Below are 23,131 nucleotides of genomic sequence, written 5' to 3' on the forward strand. Positions count from 1 at the left end.
CTTGCGGCGTAGGCTGCACCATTAGCCACATGTGTCACTTTGGGGAGGTTGCGGTCAACCGATGGACGCCGAGTCATCGATCTGCCTGAGTGATCTGGTCCCGGCCCTGCGCTGGAGCCGGCAGCAGCAGGTCGCCGAAGCCCTGGCCGACCCGCGCCTGCCCGCGGGCTGGTGGTCCTCCGTCACCCTCCCCAAAGCCCTCGGCGCCGCCGGGCTCGACTGGGTCTGCGACCGGCTGGCCCGGCTCTCGGTCGCCCGGTGGGAGCACCTGCCGCTGAGCGACGTGCTGCCCGCCCTGCACGTGCACACCGTCGACCCCACCCTCCCCGACTGGCCGGAGCCCGCGCGCTCGGCCATCGCCGGCCTGGGCGGCTGGTCCCGGCTGCGCCGCCTGACCGCCGGCGACCTCACCGGGTCCGCCGTGCCCGCCTCCCCCGAGGTCGTGGTCACCGCGATGTTCCGCGAGGTGCTCGGCCGGATCCCGGGCCTCACCGAGCAGGTCGCCCCGGCCGCGCCCGCCGCCGCGCAGGCCGCTCCTCCCGCGCCCGCCGGGGCTCCCGTCTCCGCTCCGCAGGCCGCCCCGGCCCAGGCTCCTCCCACCGTCCCGGTGCCCGCGCAGGCCCCGCCGACCGTCCCGGTGCCCGCGCAGGCCCCGCCTCCGGCGCCGGCCGCCCCGGCCCCCGCTCCGGCGGCTCAGGCCCCGCTGCCCCAGCGGCCCGCCGCGCCCCGGGTCGACATCAGCGACTACCCGCTGGTCCGCCTGGTGGACAACATGTTCCGCGACTGGAGCCCGCTGGAGCGGGCCGTCGCCGTGGACCGCCTCTTCGCCGTCGACCCGATCAGCCTGCGCGCGCTGGCGCACAAGCTCAACGCCGACCTCGGTGCCCTGTCGGCGGCCCAGCGCGCCGCCGAGGAGCGCATCCTGCTCTGGCTGCGCTCCTCGGAGTCGGCCCCGCTGACCGGTCACATGTTCGGCCTCACCGAGTGGCTGGGCGCCGCCGCCACCGAGGACCAGCTCATCGGCGCCGATCCCGCGCACCCCGTCGAGGTCCCCACGCTCGGCACCCCGCTCTGGCGGGTGCTGGTCACCCTCATGCCCGACCGGAGGCTCCAGGACGGCTGGCTCGTCGTCGGCGACCTGGGCGGCCTGCGGGAGCGGACCACCCGGCTGCTGGCGAGCAAACCGGCCGACGCCGACCTCTTCGCGCTCATGGAGCACCAGCTCGGCATCCGCACCCACTCCGCGCAGGCGTGGCTGGACGCGCTCGCCGCGGTCGCGGCGCCCGGGGAGTCCTCCGCCTCGTCCGACGGCGCGGGCGCCAAGCAGCTGCCCCGCCGTACGCCGGGGGCCAACGGCCACCACCGCGGCGGTCAGCCGATCCCGCAGGTCGACGCCGGCTCGATCGACCCCCGTGCGGCCCTGGCCGCGCTCTCGGCGCTGTCCGGCAGCAGCCGGCCGCACCTGATCACCAGCCACCGGGAACGCGCGCCGATGCCCCCGCCGCCCAACCCGGCCACCGACCCCGGCCGCTGGCAGCGGATCGAGGTCACCAGCGAGCACCTGCGCGGGGCGCCGGTGGCCGTGCCCGAGGGGTACGCCACCCGTCTCGGCATGCGTCCCGGCACGCTGCTGTCGGTGACCGGCCCCGGTGACAACGCGGTGGTCCTCGTCTGGCGGGACCACCCGGTCTTCGACTCGCTCCAGCCCGTGCTGATGCGCCTCAACGCCCGGCCGGGCGACCAGGTCTACGTGACCGTGGACGGCTACCGGCTGGAGGCCCAGCTGCCCAGCTGACCGCCGCGCCCTCCGCTCGCCGACCGCCGCGCTCCCCGGTCCGGTACGGCCCGCGGGGATGCGCGTCGGACGCGGGCCGTACCGGGTCGCGGGCTCCGCCCGGTCAGGTGGCGGAGCAGCTCACGGAGGACGGCGCGCCGCCGCTCCCGGTTCCGGTGAACCCGAAGGACGCCGAGGCGCCGGAGGGGAGGCCGCCGTTGTGGTCGGCGTTGCGCACCGAGACCTCGGCGCCGCTCTGGGCGTACCGGCCGTTCCAGAGCTGGCCGACGGTCTGGCCGTTCGGGAAGGACCAGGTCACGGTCCAGCCGGAGAGCGCCGCGCTACCGCTGCTCTTGACGGTCACCTCGGCCTGGAAGCCGCCCTGCCAGGAGGTGACCGTCTTGTAGGCCGCCGTGCAGGCCCGGCCGGCGATGGGCGTGGAGCTGGGGGTCACCGTGGGAGTCACCGTAGGGGTCGCCGTGGGGGTCGCCGTGGGGGTCGCCGTCGGCGTCGCCGTGGGCGTGTGCGGGGCCGCCATCGCCAGATCGTAGGCCCGTTGCGGGACGAACTGCCCGGCTCCGGCGATGCAGCCGTCCGCCTCGCCCGGCAGCTTGATCCAGAGGAACGCGTCGATCATCGGGTCGCCGGTGTCCGTCGTGCTCGGCGTGCCGATCGCCCGGCCGGCCGGGTCGCACCACTCGCTGCCCGCCGGGCCGTTGCCGTTGCGGCTGGTGTCGATGACCGCGCGGAGCCGGGAGACCCCCGTGGCGGAGATGACGCTCTTGGCGTACGCCGTCTCGGTGGAGGTCCACCGGTAGTTGGAGACGTTGAGCGCGATGCCGTCCGCGCTGTCGGCCACGCCGGCGGCCCGCAGCCGGGCCGCGGCCTCACCCGCGCCCAGCCAGCCCGAGTGGCCGATGTCGAAGTAGACCCTCGCCTGGCCGGAGGCGGCCTTCAGCTTCTTGCCCGCGTACGCCAGGGAGGCGTTGACCTCCTGCTGCCGGGAGGAGCTCATGCAGTTGGTCATGATCGGGAGCACGTCGGGTTCGAGGATGATCGAGGCCGGGCGTCCCTGTAGACCGGCGGCCAGCTCGTCGATCCACTGCCGGTAGGCCGTGTGGTCGGGCGCCCCGCCGGTGCTGGCCCCGCTGCAGTCGCGGTTGGGGATGTTGTAGACGACCATGATGGGCGTCTTGCCCGCGGCCGCGGCCGCGCCGACGAACGCCGACACCTGCGAGCGGACCGTCGAGGTGTTCGTCGTGGTGAACCAGCGCGCCTGGGGCACGGAGGCGATCCGGTCGCGGATCACGGCCGCCCTGGGGTCGCCGGGGTTGGCGGCGGCCCACGTGGCCGCGCCGGTCTCCGGGTCGACGTAGAAGGAGGAATCGGCCGCCGACGCTCCGGCGGCCAGGGAGACCGCGGCGCCGGAGGCCACGACCAGCGCCGCGCACACCGTGGCCAGGATGGACTTTCTCGACATGGGAGAGGCTCCTTAGGGGGTGGATGGGAGCGCTCCCAAGTTAGCCGCACGCCTTTCCCCCACCTAGCCGCGCACGGCCCCCGTCCGGACGTCGGGTTCCTGAACTGCACGGACGCCGTAACCGACAGGTGAAAGTTTCAGCCCCGGCGGGAGCGCATCGCCCGGCGGACCACGACGTCCGGAACGGAGCCGTCGACGATCCGGCGGTAGTCCTCCGACTCCATCGGGCACAGCGTGATACGGCCCCGCGCGTCGAACAGCAGGCCCCAGCCGTACCTCTTCGGCAGGGGCGAGGCCCGCAGGCACGCCTGCGGCTTGACGAAGAGACGCGCCCGCAGCTCCGCGCGCTCATCCTCCGTCACCGCACCGAGCCCTTCCTGCCGCCGCACCCAGGTCTCGAACAGCACGTCCTCCTGGGTGAGCCCGCCCGGGTCGCCGGAGAGCATCTCGAACTGCACGGCGGCGATCGTCTTCTTCCCGTCCCGGCCCGCAGGCGGCACCGCGCTCTCGTCGACCGGGCAGTCCTCGGCGACCGCGATGAGCGTGTCGTAGTAGTTGAGATCCACCTCCCCATCATGCCGGAACGCCCCGGACGGGACAGCCGTCGCCAATCGTCAACCTGGAGTTGACGTTTCGGGATCGTCAACCTATGGTTGACGCATGACGAAACCTGTCCAGCTCACCAATCCCGTCCGCCTCGACGACCTCATCGAGGCCATCAAGAAGGTCCACCCCGACGTCCTCGACCAGCTCTCCGACGCGGTCATCGCCGCCGACGCCCTCGGCGACGTGGCCGACCACCTGATCGGCCACTTCGTGGACCAGGCGCGGCGCTCGGGCGCGTCCTGGACGGACATCGGCCGGAGCATGGGCGTCAGCAAGCAGGCGGCCCAGAAGCGCTTCGTCCCCAAGGACCCCGGCGACCCCTCCGACCTCGACCCCGGCCAGGGGTTCCAGCGGTTCACCCCCCGGGCGAGGAACGTCGTGATGGCGGCGACGAACGCGGCCACGGCGGCGGGCAACGCCGAGATCGGCCCCGCGCACCTGGTGCTGGGGCTGCTGAGCGAGCCGGAGGCGATCGCCGCCCGGCTGTTCGTCGCCCAGGGCGTGCCGCTGGAGACCGTGCGGCAGGCCGCCACCGAGGCGCTGCCCCCGGCGTCCGAGCAGGTGCCCGACCTCGTCCCGTACGGCCCGCAGGCCCGCAAGGCCCTGGAGCTCACCTTCCGGGAGGCCCTGCGGCTGGGCCACAACTACATCGGGACCGAGCACATCCTGCTCGCGCTGCTGGAGCTCGAGGACGGCACGGGCGTGCTCTCCGGCCTCGGCGTCACCAAGGCCGCCGCCGAGGCCTACATCGGCGAGGCCCTCGCCGCCGCGGTCGCGGCGGCGGCCCGCGAACAGGAGTGACCCCGGCGGGACCGGTCTCCTGCTCGCCCGGGCGGACGGCGCCTCGGAGGCGGTCCGGGTCCCCGGCGGGCGGGAAACCCTGCGCCCGCCGGGGACCCGGACCGCAAGAGCGTCCCAAGCGTCCTCCAAGCGCGACCTCCTAACGTCGTCCGCAATGGCCGTACGTGAGGAAGGGCGGGTCGCATGGGTGAGGTAGTGATCGTCGGGGGCACCGGCGGAATCGGGTTGGAGCTGGCGCGGCACTTCGTGCGGCGGGGCCGGGCGGTCGTGGTGACCGGCCGCCGGGCCGACCGGGCCGCCCGGGTCGCCGCCGGGCTCGACGGCCCCGGCACGGCCCGCGGGATCGCCCTGGACCTGACCGAGCCCGGCGCCACGGCCGCCGCGCTCGCCGACGTGGGCGAGGTGGACCGGCTGGCCCTGGTGGCCGTGGACCGCGATCAGAACACCCTCGCCGACTACGACCACGGGCGGGCGACCGGGCTGACGATCCTGAAGCTGGTCGGTTACACCGAGGTGGTGCACACGCTGGCGCCACGCCTGTCCCGGGACGCCTCGATCCTGCTGTTCGGCGGGATCGCCCGGGAGCGGCCGTACCCCGGCTCCACGACCGTGTCCATCGTCAACGGCGGGATCACCGGCATGGTGGCCACGCTGGCGGCGGAGATGGCGCCGGTGCGGGTCAACGCGATCCATCCGGGCGTCGTGGCCGACACCCCGTCCTGGACGGGCAGGGCCGCGCTGCTGGAGGTCGTCGCCGAGCGGACCCTCACCGGCCGCGTCCCGACCATGGCCGAGGTGGTCGACGCATCGGTCTTCCTGCTGGAGAACCGCGCCGTCAACGCGGTCGACCTGACCGTGGACGGCGGCTGGCGCGCCTGAACCGCCCGCCCCGGTCCATCACGGCCTCCTAATGGGAACTACCGGGTCCGCCTCACTGGCAGACTCGATGCCTGGTAGCCGCTGGTGAGTGAGCACTCTCGCCTCCTGGACCGTGAGTCCTAGGGTCAGATCGTGCCCTCGCCGGTGGTCAGGGGTCTTGATCGCTGATGGGATGTCGTGCCCCCCGCGGGTTGGGGTGAGCACTGGTCCATTAGGTCGCCGACCGGCTCCTGCGGGCTGCTGAAACCGGTGTCGATCACGGAGGTTCGAATGCTGTTCGTCGGAGATGACTGGGCTGAGGATCACCACGATGTGGAGGTCCAGGACGAGCAGGGCCGGGTGTTGAAGCGGGTCCGGTTGCCCGAGGGGATGGCCGGGATGTCCCGCTTCCACGAGCTGGTGGGCCGGTTCGTGCCGGAGGACGGCGAGCCGGCGCAGGTGCTGGTGTGCATCGAGGTCGATCGGGGCCCGTGGGTGCGGGCGCTGCGGGCGGCGGGATACCGGGTGTTCGGGGTGGACCCCAAGCAGGCCGCCCGGCACCGGGAGATCCTCGGCTCGTCGGGGGCCAAGAGCGACAAGGGCGACGCGCACGCGCTGGCCGACATGATCCGTACCCGCCGTAACCAGCTGCGGGAGGTCGCCGGCGACTCCGAGGTCGCCGAGGCGGTCAAGGTCGTCACCCGCGCCCATCAGACGCTGTTGTGGGAACGCACCCGCCACATGCTCCGGCTGCGGGTGGCGTTGCGGGACTACTTCCCCGCCGCTCTGGAGGCCTACAAGCCCCTCGGCCTGACCTCGGATGCTGCGCTGAAACTCCTGGTCAAGGCCCCCACTCCGGCGACAGCGGCGAAGCTCACCGCCGTCCAGATCGCTGCCGCGCTGAAGGGGCGGCGGGATATCCCGGCCAAGGCCGAGACGATCAAGCAGGTGCTGCGGTCCGAGCAACTGGGCCAGGCCGATCTGGTCACCGCTGCCTACGCCTCGACCGTGCGGGCACTGGCCGCGGTCATCGCCACCCTCAACACGGAGATCAAGACCCTGGAAGACGAGGTCGAGGCGCATTTTGGCCGGCACCCGGACGCTGAGGTCATCCTCAGTCAGCCCGGCATCGGCGTCGTTCTCGGCGCCCGGGTGCTCGCCGAGTTCGGAGACGCTCCCGGGCGTTATGCCAGCGCGAAGGCACGCAAGAACTATGCCGGTACCTCGCCGGTCACCCGGCAGTCCGGTAAGACGCGGACCGTTCACGCCCGGTTCGTCCACAACGATCGGCTCGTCGACGCCCTGCACCTGCAAGCCTCCTGCGCCCTCCTGCACGACGTGGACGCCCGCGCCTACTACGACCAGATCAGAGCCCGCGACGTCAGCCACAACGCCGCCCTGCGCCAGGTCGGCAACCGCCTCGTCGGCATCCTCCACGGCTGCCTCAAGAACCACACCCTCTACGACCGGGCGACCGCCTGGTCACACCGCAACCACGACCTCGCCGCTTGACATCCAAGCTCCAGGGATGTCTGACCCGCCCGGTCTCGATCGGGACGGCCGGGCGGGCGGCGGCGGTCCGTCACCGCGGGCAAGGGACGTACCGGCTCTCGCCCCGCCCCTTCCGCGCGCCCCGGGTCACAGGTCGGACAGGCCCAGCTCGCGGGCGATCAGCATGCGCTGCACCTCGCTGGTGCCCTCGCCGATCTCCAGGATCTTCGCGTCGCGGTAGAAGCGGCCGACGGGGTACTCGTTCATGAACCCGTAGCCGCCGAAGATCTGGGTGGCGTCGCGGGCGTTGTCCATCGCGGCGTTGGAGGAGACCAGCTTGGCGATGGCGGCCTCCTTCTTGAACGGCTCGCCCGCCAGCATCCTCTCCGCCGCGTGGTAATAGGCCAGGCGGGCGGTGTGCGCGCGGACCTCCATATCGGCGATCTTGAACTGGATGGCCTGGTAGTGGCCGATCGGGTGGCCGAACGCCTGGCGCTCGCGGACGTGGCCCAGGCACTCGTCCACGCAGCCCTGGGCCAGGCCCACCGAGAGGGCGGCGATCGCGATGCGGCCCTCGTCGAGGGTCTGCAGGAACTGCGCGTAGCCGCGGCCCCGCTCGCCCAGCAGGTTCTCCGCCGGGACCCGGCAGTCGGTGAAGGAGAGCTCGCGGGTGTCGGAGCAGTTCCAGCCGACCTTGGAGTACTTCTTGGCGACGGTGAAGCCGGGGGTGCCGGCCGGGACCAGGATGGTGGAGATCTCCGGACGGCCGTCCGCGCGCCGCCCGGTGATCGCGGCCACGCCGACCACGCCGGTGATGTCGGTGCCGGAGTTGGTGATGAACGCCTTCGAGCCGTTGATCACCCACTCGTCGCCGTCGAGCACGGCGGTGGTGCGCATGCCGCCCGGCACGTCGGAGCCGCCGCCCGGCTCGGTCAGGCCGAACGCGCCCAGCATCTCGCCGCTCGCCAGCTTCGGCAGCCACCGCGCGCGCTGCTCGGCCGTGCCGAAGCGGTAGATCGGCATGGCGCCCAGCGAGACGGCCGCCTCGACGGTGATGGCCACGCTGGAGTCGACCCGGGCCAGTTCCTCCAGAGTGAGGCAGAGCGCGAAGTAGTCGCCGCCCATGCCGCCGTGCTCCTCGGGGATGGGCAGGCCGAACAGGCCCATCCGGCCCATCTGGCGGACGAGGTCGTAGGGGAACTCCTCGCGTTCGTACAGCTCCCCGATCACCGGGGCGACCGCGTCGCGGGCGAACGCCTCGACGGTCTTGCGCAGGTCCTCGTACTCTTCGGTCAGCTTCATCGCTGCGGTCACTCCTCGGTCGGGACTGCGGACGGGGCCTCGGACAGTGCCGTGGACGGGGCCGTGGACGGGGCCGTGGACGGGGCCGTGGACAGGGCCTGGACGACCCGGGACGGGCTGGGGCGGCCGAGCCTTCCGGCCAGCCAGGTGCTGGTCTCCACCAGGGCGCCGAGGTCGAGGCCGGTTTCCACGCCGAGGCCGTGCAGCATCCAGACCAGGTCCTCGGTGGCGAGGTTGCCGGTGGCGGACTCGGCGTACGGGCAGCCGCCGATGCCGCCGGTGGAGGCGTCGACCACCCGCACCCCGGCGCGCAGCGCGGCCAGCGTGTTGGCCAGGGCCTGGCCGTAGGTGTCGTGGAAGTGCACCGCCAGCCGCTCGGGCCCGCCGAACGCCTCGATCAGCGCGGCCACGTGGCCGGGGGTGCCGACGCCGACGGTGTCGCCGAGGGAGAGCTCGTGGCAGCCGAGGCCGAGCAGCCGACGGCCGACCTCGACGACCTGGCCGATCGGGGTGGGGCCCTCCCACGGGTCGCCGAAGCACATCGACACGTACGCCCGCACCTTCAGGCCGTGCTCCAGCGCCCGTGCGACGACCGGCTCGAACATCGCGAACTGCGACTCCAGCGTCCTGTTGAGGTTCCTGGCGGCGAACGTCTCGGTGGCGCTGGCGAAGACCGCGATCTCGGTGACGCCGTGCTCCAGCGCCCGCTCCAGGCCGCGCTCGTTGGGCACCAGCACCGGGTAGCGCACCCCGGGGACCTTCTCGACGGCGGCGAGCAGCTCGGCGGCGTCGGCGAGCTGCGGCACCCACCTCGGGTGCACGAAGCTGGTCGTCTCGATCACCGTGTGCCCGGCGGCGGCGAGCCGGGCCACGAACTCGGCCTTGACCTCGACGGGGACGACCACCGGCTCGTTCTGCAGCCCGTCGCGCGGCCCGACCTCGTAGACCGTGACCCGCTCCGGCAGGCCCTCCGCCCGGTACGGCGCGGGCCGTGCCTTCCCGGCCGTCCCCCGGGTCGCTCCGCCGGCCGTCCCCTCTGTCGTCCCCCTGGCCGTCACGGCTCCTCCTCCCGCCGGACGACGGCGAGCACGGCGTCCATGTCGACCGCCTGCCCGGCGCGCACCGGCAGCTCGGCGACCGTCCCGCCGACGGGGGCGGTCACGGTGTGCTCCATCTTCATCGCCTCGACGATGACCAGCGGCTGCCCTTCGGACACCCGCTCCCCCACCGCCGTCTTCACCACGAGCACGGTGCCGGGCATCGGGCTGCGGACCGCGCCGTCGCCGGCCGCCCCGGCGCCCGCCCGGTCCCCGGGGTCGCCCAGGTGGTGGCGGGTCAGGGCCCAGGCGCTCCCCTCCCGGCCGAGCCAGACGGTGTCGCCGTCGCGGGCGGCGGTGTAGCGCCGCCGGACGCCGTCCAGGGTGACGAGCAGGGTGACGGGTGTGCCGGAGCCGTCCACGGCCAGCTCCGCGCGCAGGACCCGGCCCGCGCCCGCCGTACCGGCGCCGTCGCCGTCGCCGTCACCGCCGCCGGACGGCAGGCGGACCTCGGCGGCCCCGCTCCCGGCGCCGGGCAGCCCGCGCACCCCGACCGCGGTCACGCCGCCGGGGCCCTCCAGGCGCCAGACGGTCCACGCGGCCCCGGCGCCGGGCCGCCAGCCGTCGGGCACGTCCCACGGGTCGGCCGGGGCGGCGGGCACGAGGTCGTGCTGCAGCAGCAGGGCGGCGGCGGCCAGGACGTCGTCCGGGGTGCCCGCGGGCGGGACCAGCTCGCCGAGACGGCGCTCGACCAGGCCGGTGTCGAGGTCTCCGGCGGCCACCTCGGGGTGGGCGACCAGCGCCCGCAGGAAGGCGATGTTCGTCGTCACGCCCAGCACGGTGGTGTCGGCGAGCGCCCGGTCGAGGGTCCGCAGCGCGCGCGGCCGGTCGTGCCCCCAGGCGATGACCTTCGACAGCATCGGGTCGTAGTCGCTGCCGACGACCGCGCCGGCCGCGAGGCCGGAGTCGACCCGGACGGTCCCGTCGGTGGCGGGCCGGCCGGGGCCGGGGAGTCCGGGCTCGTGCAGGGCGAGGATCCGGCCGCCGGTCGGCAGGAACCCGCGGGCGGGGTCCTCGGCGTAGACGCGGGCCTCGACGGCGTGGCCGTGCAGCCGCACGTCGTCCTGGGCGAGCGGGAGCGGCTCCCCGGCCGCCACCCGCAGCTGGAGCTCGACCAGGTCCAGGCCGGTGACCAGCTCGGTGACGGGGTGCTCGACCTGCAGGCGGGTGTTCATCTCCATGAAGTAGTAGTCGGCCGTGGAGCCCTGGACGATGAACTCCACCGTCCCGGCCCCGACGTAGCCGACGGAGCGGGCCGCCTCGACCGCCGCCGCGCCCATCCGGGCCCGCGTCTCCGGGTCCAGCAGCGGGGACGGCGCCTCCTCGACGATCTTCTGGTGGCGGCGCTGCAGGCTGCACTCGCGCTCGCCGAGGTGGATCACGTTGCCGTGGGCGTCGGCCAGCACCTGGATCTCGATGTGCCGGGGATCCTGCACGAACCGCTCGACCAGCAGGGTCGCGTCGCCGAACGCGGCGGCGGCCGTACGGCGGGCGGACTCCAGTGCCTCCGGCAGCTCGGCGGCCGAGCGGACCAGCACCATGCCCTTGCCGCCGCCGCCCGCCGACGGCTTGATCAGCGCGGGGAAGCCGACGTCGGCGGTGAGCAGGTCGTCGTCCGGCTCGGCGGCGCCGGGCACCACCGGCACCCCGGCCGCCGAGACGGTCGCCTTGGCGCGGATCTTGTCGCCCATGGCCTCGACGGCCTCGGCGGGCGGTCCGACGAAGACCAGGCCGGCCTCGGCGCAGCGCCGGGCGAAGGCGGTGTTCTCCGCCAGGAAGCCGTAGCCGGGATGGACGGCCTGGGCCCCGGTGGCCGCGGCGGCGGCGACGACCGCCTCGATGTCGAGGTAGCCGCCGGGCAGCCGGACCGCGGCGTCGGCCGCGCGGGCGTGCGGCGCGCCGGCGTCGGCGTCGGCGTACACGGCGACGGAGCGGATGCCGAGCCGCCGGAGCGTGCGGATGATCCGCAGGGCGATCTCGCCCCGGTTGGCGATGAGGACGGTGTGGAAGAGCATCAGGGGTGCCCCCGGCGGAGCGGGCGGGCCGTGACCGGGGTCACGCCCGCGGTGGAGGTCGCGGTCAGGGTCGTCGTCGCGGTCAGGGTCGTCGTCGCGGTCAGGGTCGTCGTCGCGGTCAGGGTCGTCGTCGCGGTCAGGGTCGTCGTCGCGGTCAGGGTCGCGGTCGCCGTCATGGTCGCGGTCATGGTCATGGTCGCGGTCACATCCGGAAGACGCCGTAGCCGACGGGGTCGAGGGGGGCGCCCGCGGCGGCCGACAGGGCCAGGCCGAGGACGGTGCGGGTGTCGAGCGGGTCGATGACGCCGTCGTCCCAGAGGCGGGCGGTGGAGTAGTAGGGGCTTCCCTGCTCCTCGTACTGCCGCCGGATCGCGTCGGGGTCGGCGTCGCCGACGGTGGACAGCACGTTGGCGGCCTGCTCGCCGCCCATCACCGAGATCCGGGCGTTCGGCCACATCCATAGGAAGCGGGGCGAGTAGGCCCGGCCGGCCATCGCGTAGTTGCCCGCGCCGAACGAGCCGCCGATGACGACGGTGAACTTCGGCACCCGGGCGCAGGCGACCGCGGTGACCATCTTGGCGCCGTGCTTGGCGATGCCGCCGGCCTCGTAGGCCCGGCCGACCATGAAACCGCTGATGTTCTGCAGGAAGACCAGCGGGGTGTCGCGGCGGTCGCACAGCTCGATGAAGTGCGCGCCCTTGAGCGCGGACTCGGCGAACAGGATGCCGTTGTTGGCGATGATCCCGACGGGGTGGCCGTGGACGCGGGCGAAGCCGGTCACCAGCGTCGTGCCGTACTCGGCCTTGAACTCCAGGAACCGGGAGCCGTCGACGAGGCGGGCGACGACCTCCCGGACGTCGTACGGCGTGCGGGTGTCGGCGGGCACGATGCCGTACAGGTCGCGGGGGTCGTGCGCGGGCTCCTCGGCGGGCAGGCGCTCCCAGGGGGCCTGCGGGCGGGGGGGCAGGGTGGCCACGATGTCGCGGACGATCCGCAGGGCGTGCGCGTCGTCCTCGGCGAGGTGGTCGGTGACCCCACTGGTCCGGGAGTGCAGCTCGCCGCCGCCGAGCTCCTCGGCGGTGACCTCCTCGCCGGTGGCGGCCTTCACCAGCGGTGGCCCGCCCAGGAAGATGGTGCCCTGGTTGCGGACGATCACGGCCTCGTCGCTCATCGCCGGGACGTAGGCGCCGCCGGCGGTGCAGGAGCCGAGGACGGCGGCGATCTGCGGGATGCCGCGCGCCGACATGGTGGCCTGGTTGTAGAAGATCCGGCCGAAGTGCTCGCGGTCGGGGAAGACCTCGTCCTGCCGGGGCAGGAACGCGCCGCCGGAGTCGACGAGGTAGACGCACGGCAGCCGGTTGTCGAGGGCCACCTCCTGGGCCCGCAGGTGCTTCTTGACCGTCATCGGGTAGTAGGTGCCGCCCTTGACCGTCGCGTCGTTGGCGACCACCACGCACTCGCGGCCGGAGATCCGGCCGACGCCGGTGATGATCCCGGCCGCGGGGGCGTCGCCGCCGTACAGGCCGGTGGCGGCGAGCTGCGAGAGCTCCAGGAAGCGGGAGCCGGGGTCGAGCAGCGCGTCCACCCGCTCGCGGGGCAGGAGCTTGCCGCGGGCGGTGTGCCGGGCCCGGGAGCGCTCCGGTCCGCCCAGCGCGGCGGCGGCGACCCGCTCCCGCAGCTCGGCGGCGAGCCGCCCGTTGACCTCGGCGTTCGCCGCGAAGGCGACCCCGCCCGGATCGCAGGTGCTGCGCAGCACCGGCCAGCTGCCCAATGCGGGCCTCCTTCGAGATCACCGCCCGGCGCCGTTGCCGGGGGTTAACGGCCGCTAACTCCACCGGAGATGTTAGTCATCGTTAACGCCACCGTCTACCATGCGAGTCGTGACGACCGCCCGTACCCCTACCCGCGAACGCCGCTCCCGGCGCACGGAGATCCTGGACGCCGCCGCGGAGCTGTTCGCGGCGCGCGGCTTCCACGGTGTCTCCATCGAGGACATCGGCGGCGCGGTCGGCACCTCCGGCCCGGCGCTCTACCGGCACTTCAGCGGCAAGGAGGCGCTGCTGGCGGAGATGCTGCTGGACGTCAGCGAGCGCCTGCACACCTCGGCGGCCGAGCGCGTCACCACCGCGCCCGACGCCGAGAGCGCGCTGGACGCCCTGCTGGCCGGGCAGATCGCGTTCGCGCTCGGCCATCCGGCGCTGATCACCGTGCACGACCGCGAGCTGGGCAACGTCCCCGAGCCGGCCCGCCGCCGGATCCGCCGGCTGCAGCGGCTGTACGTGGAGGAGTGGGTGACCGTGCTGAGCGAGCTGCACCCCGGCTGCCCGCCGTCCCGGCTGCGCGCGGCCACCCACGCGGTCTTCGGCCTGCTCAACTCGACCCCGCACAGCGCGGGCGAGCTGCCGCCGGAGGCGATGGCCCCGCTGCTGCACGCCATGGCCCGCGCGGCCCTGGCCGCGGCACGGAGTTAAGAACCGTTAACTTCACTCCCCGGAGAGGGGACGCCGGTGCGGGCCCCGGAGAGGGGACGCCGGTGCGGGCCCCGGAGAGGGGACGCCGGTGCGGGCGCCCCCTCTCCGGGCCGCGTCACGGCGGGGTCAGCGCTTGACCCTGACGTGGTCGGCGCGGCTGGAGTCGCCGTAGAAGTCCGCGTCCCCCTTGAAGACGAGCCTCCAGTGGCCCGACCGGTAGGCCCTGGCCTTGGTGTAGATCTTCCCGCTCCCGGTGGACCACGTGTTCTTCACGTGGTGCCACCGTCCGGCGCCGTCGGGCTTGAAGTACAGCCGGACCTTGGCCCGGTGCCCCTCCCGGCCCCAGCCGTCGCCGACCTGAAGCGTGCCGCGGAACCTCAGGTACCGGCCGTGGCGGACCGGTTCCGGCGAGGCGTTGAAGGAGGAGATCCGGCTCTCGCCGCGCTCGGGCTCCGGCTCGGGTGCGGGTTCGCGGACCGTCACGTGGTCGACGGGGCTGCTCGCGCCCTCGGCCCCGGAGTCGCCGCCGAACTCGGCGCGCCAGCTTCCGGACCGCACGGCGGCGGTGTCGACGCTGAAGCGGCCGTCGGCGTCGGTCCGGTCCGCGGCGACGCGCGTCCACCGGGACGAGCCGTCGGCGCGGAACAGGATCGCGACCTCGCGGTCGGCGCGGCCGTCCCAGCCGAGCGTGCCGTCGGCCTGCAGGCGGCCCCGGACGGTCAGCGTGTCCCCCCGGTCGATCGGGTCGGGCCGGGCGCCGAAGTCGACGATCCTGGTGTCGAGGACCTTCCTGGACTCGACGGTGAACTTGCCGCTCGCCGTGTCGTCCGGCTTGCCCGCGGCCCGGGCGACCGCGACGTAGCTCCACTGCCCGGCGGCGGCGGCGCCGAACTCCTTGGACGCGGTCCACCGGGTCTCCAGGCCGTGCGGCGCCGGGGTGAGCTTGACGGTCGCCCAGGCGGCCCCGGGCGCCCTGAGTCGGAACTCGACGTCGCCCGTGTGCCGGGTGGTGAAGGTGAACTTGACCGTGACCGGCGACCCGGTCACCACGACCGGGTTGGGGGCGATCGCCACGTTGGAGACGACGGGGTCCGGTGCGGTCCTGGCCGCGGCGGCCGCGAGGGGGGCCGCGGCGGCGGGGGGAGCCAGGGCGATCGCCCCGGCTCCCACGGCCACCGCGACGGCGGCGGCTCGGGTGCGGTGCAACATTCGGGTGTCCATCCTCCCGTGGGCTGGACGCGGCGGTGAGGGTGCCACGTCGGTACACCAAGTAGACGCATATACCGGTCGATCGGTTGATAAAACGCCCGAATTGGTGTCAGGAGCAGGTCCACCGGAGCCCGCCGTCCCCGGGCCCGGGGAAAGATCCGGTGGACGAAAGAGGCCAAGGACGGCGACGGGGACGGCTCTGCGGGACATAATCAGCCGTGTGGCGCGCGACACTGTTGAGACTCATTTCGCCGAAGCGGTGGCGGACCTGACCGTCGGGACCCGGCGCGACCCGGCGCTGCCGGTGCGCGAGGGCACGAGTCTGACGGGAGCCCGCTGCCGGGAGCTGTTCGAGTTCCAGCTCGGCAGCCGGCTCCTGGACGTCACCGCCCGCCTCCTGCGCGAACGCGGCGAGGGCTTCTACACCATCGGCTCCGCCGGTCACGAGGGCAACGCCGCGGTCGCCGCGGCCCTGCGCACGACCGACCCGGCGCTGCTGCACTACCGCTCCGGCGCCTTCTACCTGGCGCGCTCGGCGATGGCCGGGCGGCTGCCCGAGCAGGGCCTGCGGGACGTGCTGCTCGGCCTGGTCGCCTCGGCGGAGGAGCCGATCGCGGGCGGCCGGCACAAGGTCTTCGGCCATCCGGACCTCGCGGTGATCCCGCAGACCTCGACGATCGCCAGCCATCTGCCGCGCGCGGTGGGCGTGGCCTTCGCGATCGAGCGCGCCCGCCAGCTCGGCGTGCGGGGGGCCTGGCCGGACGACGCCGTCGCGGTGTGCAGCTTCGGCGACGCCTCGGTCAACCACGCCAGCGCCCTGTCGGGCCTCAACACCGCCGCCTACGGCTCCTACCAGGGTCTGGGGCTGCCGATCCTGTTCGTCTGCGAGGACAACGGGCTGGGCATCAGCGTGCGGACCCCGAGCGGCTGGGTGGAGGCCTCCCGCCACCCCCTGCTCACGTACTTCGCGGCCGACGGCTGCGACCTGGCCGACGCGCACGACGCGGCCAGGGCGGCCGCCGACCACGTGCGCGCCACCCGCTCCCCCGCCCTGCTGCACCTGGGCACCGTCCGGCTGATGGGCCACGCCGGCTCCGACGTGGAGCTGTCCTACCGGACCAAGCGGGAGATCAACGCCGACCTCGCCCGCGACCCGCTGGCGGCCACGGCCCGCCTGCTCGTCGAGGCCGGGCTGGCCACCCCCGACGAGCTGCTCACCCGCTACGAGACGATGCGCGAGCACCTGCTCCGGATGGCCCTGGAGAGCTCCCGGCGGCCGAGGCTGACCTCCGCCGTCGACATCATGGAACCGCTGGCCCCGCGCACCCCCGGGGCCGTGGCCGCGGCGGCGGCGTCCCCCGCCCCCGCCGCGGCCCGCGAGCGGGCCTTCGGGGGTCGGCTGCCCGAGGACGAGGGGCCGCTGACCCTCTCCCAGGCGATCAACCGGACCCTGGCCGACGAGCTGGCCGCCCGTCCCGACGTCCTGGTCTTCGGCGAGGACGTGGCCCGCAAGGGCGGCGTCTACGGCGTCACCCGCGGCCTGCAGAAGCGCTTCGGCGCGAACCGGGTGTTCGACACGCTCCTGGACGAGCAGACGGTGCTCGGCCTGGCGCTGGGCTCGGGCGTGTCCGGCCTGCTCCCGGTCCCCGAGGTCCAGTACCTCGCCTACCTGCACAACGCCCTCGACCAGATCCGGGGCGAGGCCGCCACCCTGCAGTTCTTCTCCCGCGGCGCCTTCCGCAACCCGATGGTGCTGCGCCTGCCCTCCTACGCCTACCAGAAGGGCTTCGGGGGCCACTTCCACAACGACGACTCCGTGGCCGCGCTGCGCGACATCCCCGGCCTGGTCGTCGCCTCCCCGGCCCGGCCCGACGACGCCGCCGCGATGCTGCGCACCTGCCTGGCCGCCGCGCGCACCGACGGCAGCGTCTGCGTCTTCCTCGAACCGATCGCCCTCTACACCGCGCGCGACATGTTCGAGGACGGCGACGGCGGCTGGCTCGCGCCGTACGCGCCGCCGTCCCGCTGGGCCGAGACGCACGTCCCGATCGGCCGCGCCCGCAGCTACGGCGACGGCCGCGACCTGACCATCGCGACCTTCGGCAACGGCCTGCGGATGAGCCTGCGCGCCGCGGTCAGGCTCACCGCGGAGGGGTACGGCTGCCGGGTGCTCGACCTGCGCTGGCTGTCCCCGCTGCCGGTCGAGGACCTGCTGCGCGCGGCCGAGCTGACCGGCAACGTGCTGATCGCCGACGAGACCCGCCGCAGCGGCGGCGTCTCGGAGGGGATCGTCGCGGAGCTGCTGGACGCGGGGTTCGGCGGGAGGATCGCCCGGGTCACCTCCTCCGACAGCTTCGTCCCGCTGGGGGATGCGGCCAAGCACGTGCTGCTCTCGGAGGACGAGATCGAGGAGGCGGCCCGCAAGCTCCTCGGCTGACGGGCCCGACGGCTCCGCGCTCCGGACGGGGAATCCCGGCGCCGACCGGGCGGAGCGCCCGGACCCGGGCGGGGCGGTGTCAGGCGGGGGCCATCGACTCCTTGAGTCCTTCCATGGCCTGGCTCCGGATCCGCGCCCGGAGCGCCGGGGTCCAGCCGACGACGAGCCCCACCGGCCGGCCGAGGGCCATCTTCGACCAGTGCTTGAAGTCGAAGTCGTCGTGCTGCCGGACGATCAGCCCGCTCTCGAACCGGAACAGCGAGTCGATCTGGTTGACGACCCTCCTGCCGGTCGCGGCGAAGGTGTATCCGGCGGTCCAGTCGGCGGTCACCTCGTGGCGGCCGGCGCTCACCCGCCCGAGCGAGACGTCCAGGCCGGTGCCGTACCCCATCAGCAGGCGCCACATGCCCATGATCCGGGCCCGGCCCTCCAGCTCCTGGAAGATCGGATCGCCGAAGGTGACGTCGGGGTGGTAACAGCGTTCCATGGCGTCGAGGTCGCGGCGCGCGAGCGCGTCGTAGAAGGTCCTGACGAGTGTGGCGTGGGTGTCGCTCACGGGCATCTCCCGATCATTGCCATTCTGCACTTCGAGCTTAATAACGGCAGATACTTCACAGGTATACAGCACCCCGGGCCTGTCTCCACCAGACTTGTTCCCGTGGGACGCTTTGCTCTGGCGTTCCGGGACGTCTGCGAGGGGAAGTGACCGTTGAGCGAGGTGTGGGTGACTCTCACCACAGCCCATCCGGGGCCGCCCGCGTGGGTCGTGCTGCTGTCCGCGCTGACCGCCCTGGCGGTGGTGGCGTGGTCCACCTCGTGGCAGCTCTCCCGGGGCCTGGTCACCATCGCCCACGAGGGCGGGCACGCGGTGATGGCGCTGCTCACCCGGCGCAGGCTGCAGGGCATCCGGTTGCACTCCGACACCTCGGGCGTGACGCTCACCCGCGGCAGGCCCACCGGTCCCGGCATGATCCTGACGGCCGCCGCCGGTTATGTCGCCCCCTCCCTGCTGGGACTGGGCGGGGCGTGGCTGACCTCCGCCGGCTACGTCGCCGTGCTCATCGCCGTCGTGATCACGCTGCTCGTCTGCATGCTGGTGGTGATCCGCAACCTGTTCGGGGCGGTGAGCCTGCTGGCCGTCGGCGGAGCGATCACCGCGCTCACCTGGTACGCCCCCGCGGACGTCGACGCGGTCATCGCCTATCTGACCGTCTGGTTCCTGCTGTTCGGCGGGATCCGGCCGATCCTCGAACTGGGCCGCAAGCGCCGCCACGGCCGCGCCCCCGACTCCGACGCCGACCAGCTCGCCCGGCTGACCTTCCTGCCCGGCGGATTCTGGGTGCTGCTCTTCCTGCTGGTCTCGGGAGCCGCCCTGCTGGCCGGCGCCTACCTGCTGGTGCCGCTGCCGCTCAGCCTGCCCTGAGCGGTCCTGTCGGCTTTCCCGGCGAACCCCGGCGAACCCCGGCGAACCCCGGCGAACCCTGGTGAACCCCGGCGAACCCTGGTGAACGAAAAGCCGTGAATATTACATATCAGGCGATCATGACCGGTGTTGACTTGTCGGATTCATTGACATAGCCGAGCATTATTTGGTTTTGTTGACAGTTAACTTGGTTGATGGTTTTATGGCGGAGTTGTTCCCCTCCGGCGAGAGTCGGCATGCTGTCTCACATCCATCCCGCGGTGACGATCACGACACTGCTTTTCCCCGCCTCGTTGAGCATAACGGTCCTTCTCTGGCTGCGGCTCCGACGGCTCCGGAGGGAGCAGGCGGCCGAGCGGGACAGGGCCGTGGCGCGGGCGCGCGAGGACTTCACCCGCGACATGCACGATCTCGTGGGCCACTGGCTCTGGCTCGCGTCGATCAAGAGCGAGCTGGCCTACCGGCAGGCGCGCGACGACGCCCGGCTCCGCGGCGAACTCGCCGAGGCCCTCCAGGCGGTACGGCACGCCGCCCACGCCGTGCGCAACGCCTCCCGGTCCCAGCGGACCCTCTCCCTGCACGGTGAGGCCGTACGGGCCGAGGCGCTGCTGTGGAGCCTGGGAGCCTACTGCCTGACCCGGGTGGACGCCGCCGGCCTGCCATCGGACCTGAACAGGGCGCTGGGCGCCGTGGTCAGGGAGGGCGTCACCAACATGCTGCGGCACAGCGCGGTCCGCAAGTGCGTGATCGAGACGGCCCGGCACGACGGCCGGCTGCGGCTGACCGTCGCCAACGACGGCGCGGCCGGTCCGGGGCGGTTCCCCGCCGGCCGCTCCCGTCCGGCGGCCCCGTCCGGCGCCCTCGCCGCCGAGCCCGCCGCCGGCTCCCCGCCCGTCCCCGGAACGCGTTCGCGAGCCGGGGGCCTGGCCAACCTCCGGCAGCGGATGGCCCGTCTCGGGGGCACCGTGGAGGCCGCGGCCGGACCGGACGGATGGTTCCGGCTGGTCGTCGACGTCCCCGTGGACTTTTCCGAATAACTTTCACTTCAACGGCTCCACCTCGCGCGACGCATATCTTCACCATCGGACCTGTGAATTATGCATATGCGAGCGGTGGAACTTGTAACTGGAAATAGCCCCCTACGTCCGGGATTCTCTTCATGGAAGCCAGCAAGGAGATCCCCGTGAACGACCAGTACGAGCTTTACTGCCTCGCGGATCCGCTCTTTTACGACACGCTCGACGGCAGCCGCGGCGGCCACCCCGATTTCCCCCTCGCGTCACGGGAGGTCCCGGACGGCTGGGCGCACCAGGCGACCGACACGTGGATGCACTACGCGCCCGCCGAGGCGGCGGTGCCGCCGCAGGGCTGGAAGATCCACGTGTCGGCGTGCGTGGAGGACGCCGAGCGCGCCATGGAAGCGGTGTGGGACTACTGCGTGCCGCGGGACATCCCGTTCAAGTTCCTGCGCAGCCGGCCGGTCATGACCATGCTGAACTCCAAGGCCGCCGCGCGGGGATCGAGCGGCAAGCTGGTCACGGTCTACCCGCTGGACGACAGCCAGCTCGAACTCGTCCTGAAGGAGCTCGACGTCCTGCTGCGGGGGGTGCGGGGGCCCTACATCCTCAGCGACCTCCGGTACGGCGACGGCCCGCTCTTCGTGCGGTACGGCGGTTTCGTCCCGCGCCACTGCCCGGGGAAGGACGGCGAGCCGGTGCTGGCCCTGGAGGACGGGAACGGCGATCTCGTCCCGGACGTCCGGGGGCCCTCCTTCAGCCTCCCTCCGTGGATGACGCTGCCGGCCTTCCTCGAACCCCACCTGGCCGCGCGCAACGCCGTCACCACCTCGGGCCTGCCGTACGAGATCGAGAGCGTCATCCAGTTCTCCAACGGCGGCGGGGTCTACCTCGGCCGGGAGACGCGGACCGGCCGGCGGGTGGTGCTGAAGGAGGCGCGCCCGCACGCCGGGCTCGACACCATGGACCGGGACGCCGTGACCCGGCTGGCGCACGAGCGGGACATGCTGGAGCGGCTGTCGGGGCTGGAGGCCGTGCCCGCGCTCGTCGACCACTTCACTCTGGGCGACCACCACTTCCTGGTCCAGGAGTTCGTCGACGGCAACCCGCTGCAGCGGCTCCTCGTGCAGAGGTACCCGCTGACCCGCGCCTCCTGCGGTCCCCGTGAGCTCGCCGACTACACCGCCTGGGTGCTCGACGTGCTGCCCGCGGTCCGGGCGGCCGTCGCGTCCCTGCACGGGCGCGGGGTGGTCTTCGGCGACCTGCACCCGAACAACATCCTCGTCACCGCCGAGGGCCGCATGGTCCTGATCGACTACGAGGTCGCCACCCTCGCCGAGGACCGCGGACGCGCCACGCTCGGTCACCCCGCCTTCGCCGCGCCCCGCGACCGGCACGGCGTCGAGACGGACGCCTACGCCCTGGCCTGCCTCTGCATCGGGCTGTTCGCCCCCCAACTGATGATCATGCAGATGCTCGACCGGGGCAAGGCCGTCCAGCTGGCGGGCCTGATCAAGGAGGCCTTCCCCGTCCCGCCCGAGGTGATCGACGACGCGGTCCGGACGATCACGGGTCCGGAGCCGGTGACGTCGCGGCCGGCACCCCGGCCGGGCCACGACGACTGGCCCGAGGTCCGCGACGCGATGGTCCGCGCCATCCTGGCGAGCGCCACCCCCGACCGCGACGACCGGCTCTTCCCCGGCGACCCCGCCCAGTTCGAACCCGGTGGCGGCCTCGCCTTCGCCCACGGGGCCGCCGGCGTGCTCTACGCGCTGGACGCCGCCGGGGCCGGGCGCTTCCCCGAGCACGAGGAGTGGCTGCGGCGCCGGGCGCGCGACCTGGGACGGGGGGCGCGCATCGGCTTCTACGACGGGCTGCACGGGGTGGCGCACGTCCTGGACCGGCTCGGCCACCGCCAGGACGCGCTGGACATCCTGGACAGGTGCCTGCGCGAGAGATGGGAGCTGCTCGGCACCGGCCTGTTCGGCGGCGTGGCCGGGATCGGCCTGAACCTCCTGCACCTGGCCCGGACCACCGGCGAGCCCGCGCTCGCGGACACCGCGCTGCGCGCCGCCGGCATCTGCGCCGACCGGCTCGGCGGCCCCGAGGACGTGCCCGAGCTCAGCGGCGGAACCGGCCCCCGCGCCGGTCTGATGTACGGCTCGGCCGGCTCCGCCCTGCTCTTCCTGCACGCCTACGAGCACACCGGCGACACCGCGCTGCTGGAGTACGCCGCCGTGGCGCTCCGCCAGGATCTGCGGCGGTGCCGGACCACCCAGGACGGAACGCTCCAGGTCGACCAGGGCTGGCGCACCCTGCCCTATCTCGACGAGGGGTCCGTGGGCATCGGCCTGGTCCTCGCCCGCTACCTGGCCCACCGCGACGACGAGGGGTTCACGGCCGCGCTGGACGCCTGCCGGCTCGTCACCCGCGGGAGATACTTCGTGCAGCCCGGCCTGTTCACCGGCCGGGCCGGCATGATCGCGGCTCTCGGCGGAGGGCTGGGCCCCTTCCCCGACGACCCCGGCACCGACCTGGCCGAGCAGATCCGGGGGCTGGGCTGGCACGCGCTGCGTCACGGCGGCGGACTGGCCTTCCCCGGCGACCAGTTGCTCCGGCTCTCCATGGACTTCGCGACCGGCACGGCCGGAGTCCTGTTCGCGATGAGCACCGCGCTGAACGACCGCCCGGTGTTCCTCCCCTTCATCCAACCGCCCGGCGGTGCAGGCGCTCCGGCAACGGTGTCGCCTGCGCACGAACCCGCCGAGCGGTCCCGTCCCGACGAGCAACCGAAGGAGGTGTGAACCCATGGTCCTTCTCGACCTGCAGTCCCTCGAGGCCCCCACCGGCGGCGGCCACGGCGGCGGCAGCACGCTGACCGCGCTGACCTGCAACTCCGGCAAGCCCAGCAACCTCAGCGTCGCGCTCTGCCACTAGTCCGCGGTTCCCGATCCATCCCCCGAACGACCACCAGAACTGGAGTGATCCCCATGGTCCTTCTCGACCTGCAGTCCCTCGAGGCCCCCACCGGCGGCGGCCACGGCGGCGGCAGCACGCTGACCGCGCTGACCTGCAACTCCGGCAAGCCCAGCAACCTCAGCGTCGCGCTCTGCCACTAGCGGCGTGAGTGTCCGGGACGGCCTGCGCAGGC

Annotated in this window: 20 protein-coding genes; 11 read left to right on the forward strand and 9 right to left on the reverse strand. The window is 73.5% G+C overall.

The genetic code is table 11. The features are described from left to right. The first annotated feature begins 61 nt into the window (after positions 1–61). Positions 62–1,795 carry a hypothetical protein gene (locus HS045_RS24040; protein ID WP_196453641.1) on the forward strand — a complete coding sequence of 578 codons (1,734 nt, stop codon included), beginning with the start codon at positions 62–64 and terminating at the stop codon, positions 1,793–1,795. Between the two features lie 103 nt (positions 1,796–1,898). Here the strand turns inward: HS045_RS24040 and HS045_RS24045 are convergent, their stop codons facing one another. Together HS045_RS24045 and HS045_RS24050 are read right to left on the reverse strand one after the other, a co-directional pair. Then, complete coding sequence (locus HS045_RS24045) at positions 1,899–3,254, reverse strand: glycoside hydrolase family 6 protein (RefSeq protein ID WP_196453642.1); 1,356 nt, start codon at positions 3,252–3,254, stop codon at positions 1,899–1,901. Between the two features lie 137 nt (positions 3,255–3,391). Continuing rightward, entirely contained in the window at positions 3,392–3,820 is a 429-nt protein-coding gene (locus tag HS045_RS24050) for a DUF6157 family protein (RefSeq protein WP_196453643.1), read from the reverse strand. 94 nt (positions 3,821–3,914) lie between these two features. Between HS045_RS24050 and HS045_RS24055 the strand changes: the two genes are divergently transcribed. From HS045_RS24055 to HS045_RS24065, 3 genes are all read left to right on the forward strand, one after another. Beyond that, positions 3,915–4,661: a Clp protease N-terminal domain-containing protein gene (locus tag HS045_RS24055; protein ID WP_196453644.1), complete on the forward strand. Its 747-nt coding sequence runs from the start codon at positions 3,915–3,917 to the stop codon at positions 4,659–4,661. A 183-nt stretch (positions 4,662–4,844) separates the two neighbouring features. Then, positions 4,845–5,540, forward strand: a complete 696-nt coding sequence (locus HS045_RS24060) for an SDR family oxidoreductase (RefSeq protein WP_196453645.1) — start codon at positions 4,845–4,847, stop codon at positions 5,538–5,540. A 270-nt stretch (positions 5,541–5,810) separates the two neighbouring features. Continuing rightward, positions 5,811–7,031, forward strand: a complete 1,221-nt coding sequence (locus HS045_RS24065) for an IS110 family transposase (protein ID WP_196450359.1) — start codon at positions 5,811–5,813, stop codon at positions 7,029–7,031. Between the two features lie 126 nt (positions 7,032–7,157). On the opposite strand, the gene HS045_RS24070 is transcribed toward HS045_RS24065, so the two are convergent. The 5 genes from HS045_RS24070 to HS045_RS24090 form a co-directional block, all read right to left on the reverse strand. Next, on the reverse strand, positions 7,158–8,312 hold the full coding sequence (locus HS045_RS24070) for an acyl-CoA dehydrogenase family protein (protein WP_196453646.1): 1,155 nt from the start codon (positions 8,310–8,312) through the stop codon (positions 7,158–7,160). 8 nt (positions 8,313–8,320) lie between these two features. Beyond that, positions 8,321–9,277 (reverse strand): hydroxymethylglutaryl-CoA lyase, encoded by a 957-nt coding sequence (locus tag HS045_RS24075; protein ID WP_230884778.1) that lies wholly within the window; start codon positions 9,275–9,277, stop codon positions 8,321–8,323. Between the two features lie 89 nt (positions 9,278–9,366). After that, positions 9,367–11,424, reverse strand: coding sequence for a biotin carboxylase N-terminal domain-containing protein (locus HS045_RS24080; RefSeq protein WP_196453648.1), 2,058 nt, complete (start codon positions 11,422–11,424; stop codon positions 9,367–9,369). Then, on the reverse strand, positions 11,424–11,630 hold the full coding sequence (locus tag HS045_RS24085; protein ID WP_196453649.1) for a hypothetical protein: 207 nt from the start codon (positions 11,628–11,630) through the stop codon (positions 11,424–11,426). Before HS045_RS24085 ends, HS045_RS24080 begins: the two co-directional genes overlap by 1 nt. Continuing rightward, complete coding sequence (locus HS045_RS24090; RefSeq protein WP_196453650.1) at positions 11,627–13,195, reverse strand: carboxyl transferase domain-containing protein; 1,569 nt, start codon at positions 13,193–13,195, stop codon at positions 11,627–11,629. Before HS045_RS24090 ends, HS045_RS24085 begins: the two co-directional genes overlap by 4 nt. A 100-nt stretch (positions 13,196–13,295) precedes the next feature. Here HS045_RS24090 and HS045_RS24095 point away from each other — a divergent pair, with 100 nt between their 5' ends. Continuing rightward, entirely contained in the window at positions 13,296–13,895 is a 600-nt protein-coding gene (locus HS045_RS24095; RefSeq protein WP_196453651.1) for a TetR/AcrR family transcriptional regulator, read from the forward strand. 126 nt (positions 13,896–14,021) lie between these two features. Here HS045_RS24095 and HS045_RS24100 read toward each other — a convergent pair whose 3' ends face one another. After that, entirely contained in the window at positions 14,022–15,104 is a 1,083-nt protein-coding gene (locus tag HS045_RS24100; protein WP_196453652.1) for a hypothetical protein, read from the reverse strand. 220 nt (positions 15,105–15,324) lie between these two features. On the opposite strand from HS045_RS24100, the gene HS045_RS24105 reads away from it, so the two are divergent. Then, entirely contained in the window at positions 15,325–17,541 is a 2,217-nt protein-coding gene (locus tag HS045_RS24105) for a thiamine pyrophosphate-dependent enzyme (protein ID WP_196453653.1), read from the forward strand. A gap of 79 nt (positions 17,542–17,620) precedes the next feature. Here HS045_RS24105 and HS045_RS24110 read toward each other — a convergent pair whose 3' ends face one another. Further along, positions 17,621–18,103: a nuclear transport factor 2 family protein gene (locus HS045_RS24110; protein ID WP_196453654.1), complete on the reverse strand. Its 483-nt coding sequence runs from the start codon at positions 18,101–18,103 to the stop codon at positions 17,621–17,623. 156 nt (positions 18,104–18,259) lie between these two features. On the opposite strand from HS045_RS24110, the gene HS045_RS24115 reads away from it, so the two are divergent. From HS045_RS24115 to HS045_RS24135, 5 genes are all read left to right on the forward strand, one after another. Next, positions 18,260–18,964 carry a M50 family metallopeptidase gene (locus tag HS045_RS24115; protein ID WP_374191412.1) on the forward strand — a complete coding sequence of 235 codons (705 nt, stop codon included), beginning with the start codon at positions 18,260–18,262 and terminating at the stop codon, positions 18,962–18,964. Between the two features lie 293 nt (positions 18,965–19,257). Further along, positions 19,258–20,001, forward strand: a complete 744-nt coding sequence (locus tag HS045_RS24120) for a sensor histidine kinase (RefSeq protein WP_196453656.1) — start codon at positions 19,258–19,260, stop codon at positions 19,999–20,001. 122 nt (positions 20,002–20,123) lie between these two features. Further along, on the forward strand, positions 20,124–22,784 hold the full coding sequence (gene lanKC / locus HS045_RS24125; protein WP_230884563.1) for a class III lanthionine synthetase LanKC: 2,661 nt from the start codon (positions 20,124–20,126) through the stop codon (positions 22,782–22,784). A gap of 4 nt (positions 22,785–22,788) precedes the next feature. Beyond that, complete coding sequence (locus HS045_RS24130; protein ID WP_189235733.1) at positions 22,789–22,917, forward strand: SapB/AmfS family lanthipeptide; 129 nt, start codon at positions 22,789–22,791, stop codon at positions 22,915–22,917. 53 nt (positions 22,918–22,970) lie between these two features. Beyond that, positions 22,971–23,099, forward strand: coding sequence for a SapB/AmfS family lanthipeptide (locus HS045_RS24135; protein WP_189235733.1), 129 nt, complete (start codon positions 22,971–22,973; stop codon positions 23,097–23,099). The last annotated feature ends 32 nt before the right edge of the window (positions 23,100–23,131 follow it).

This window comes from Planomonospora sp. ID82291, from assembly GCF_015711645.1.
GTDB lineage: Bacteria > Actinomycetota > Actinomycetes > Streptosporangiales > Streptosporangiaceae > Planomonospora.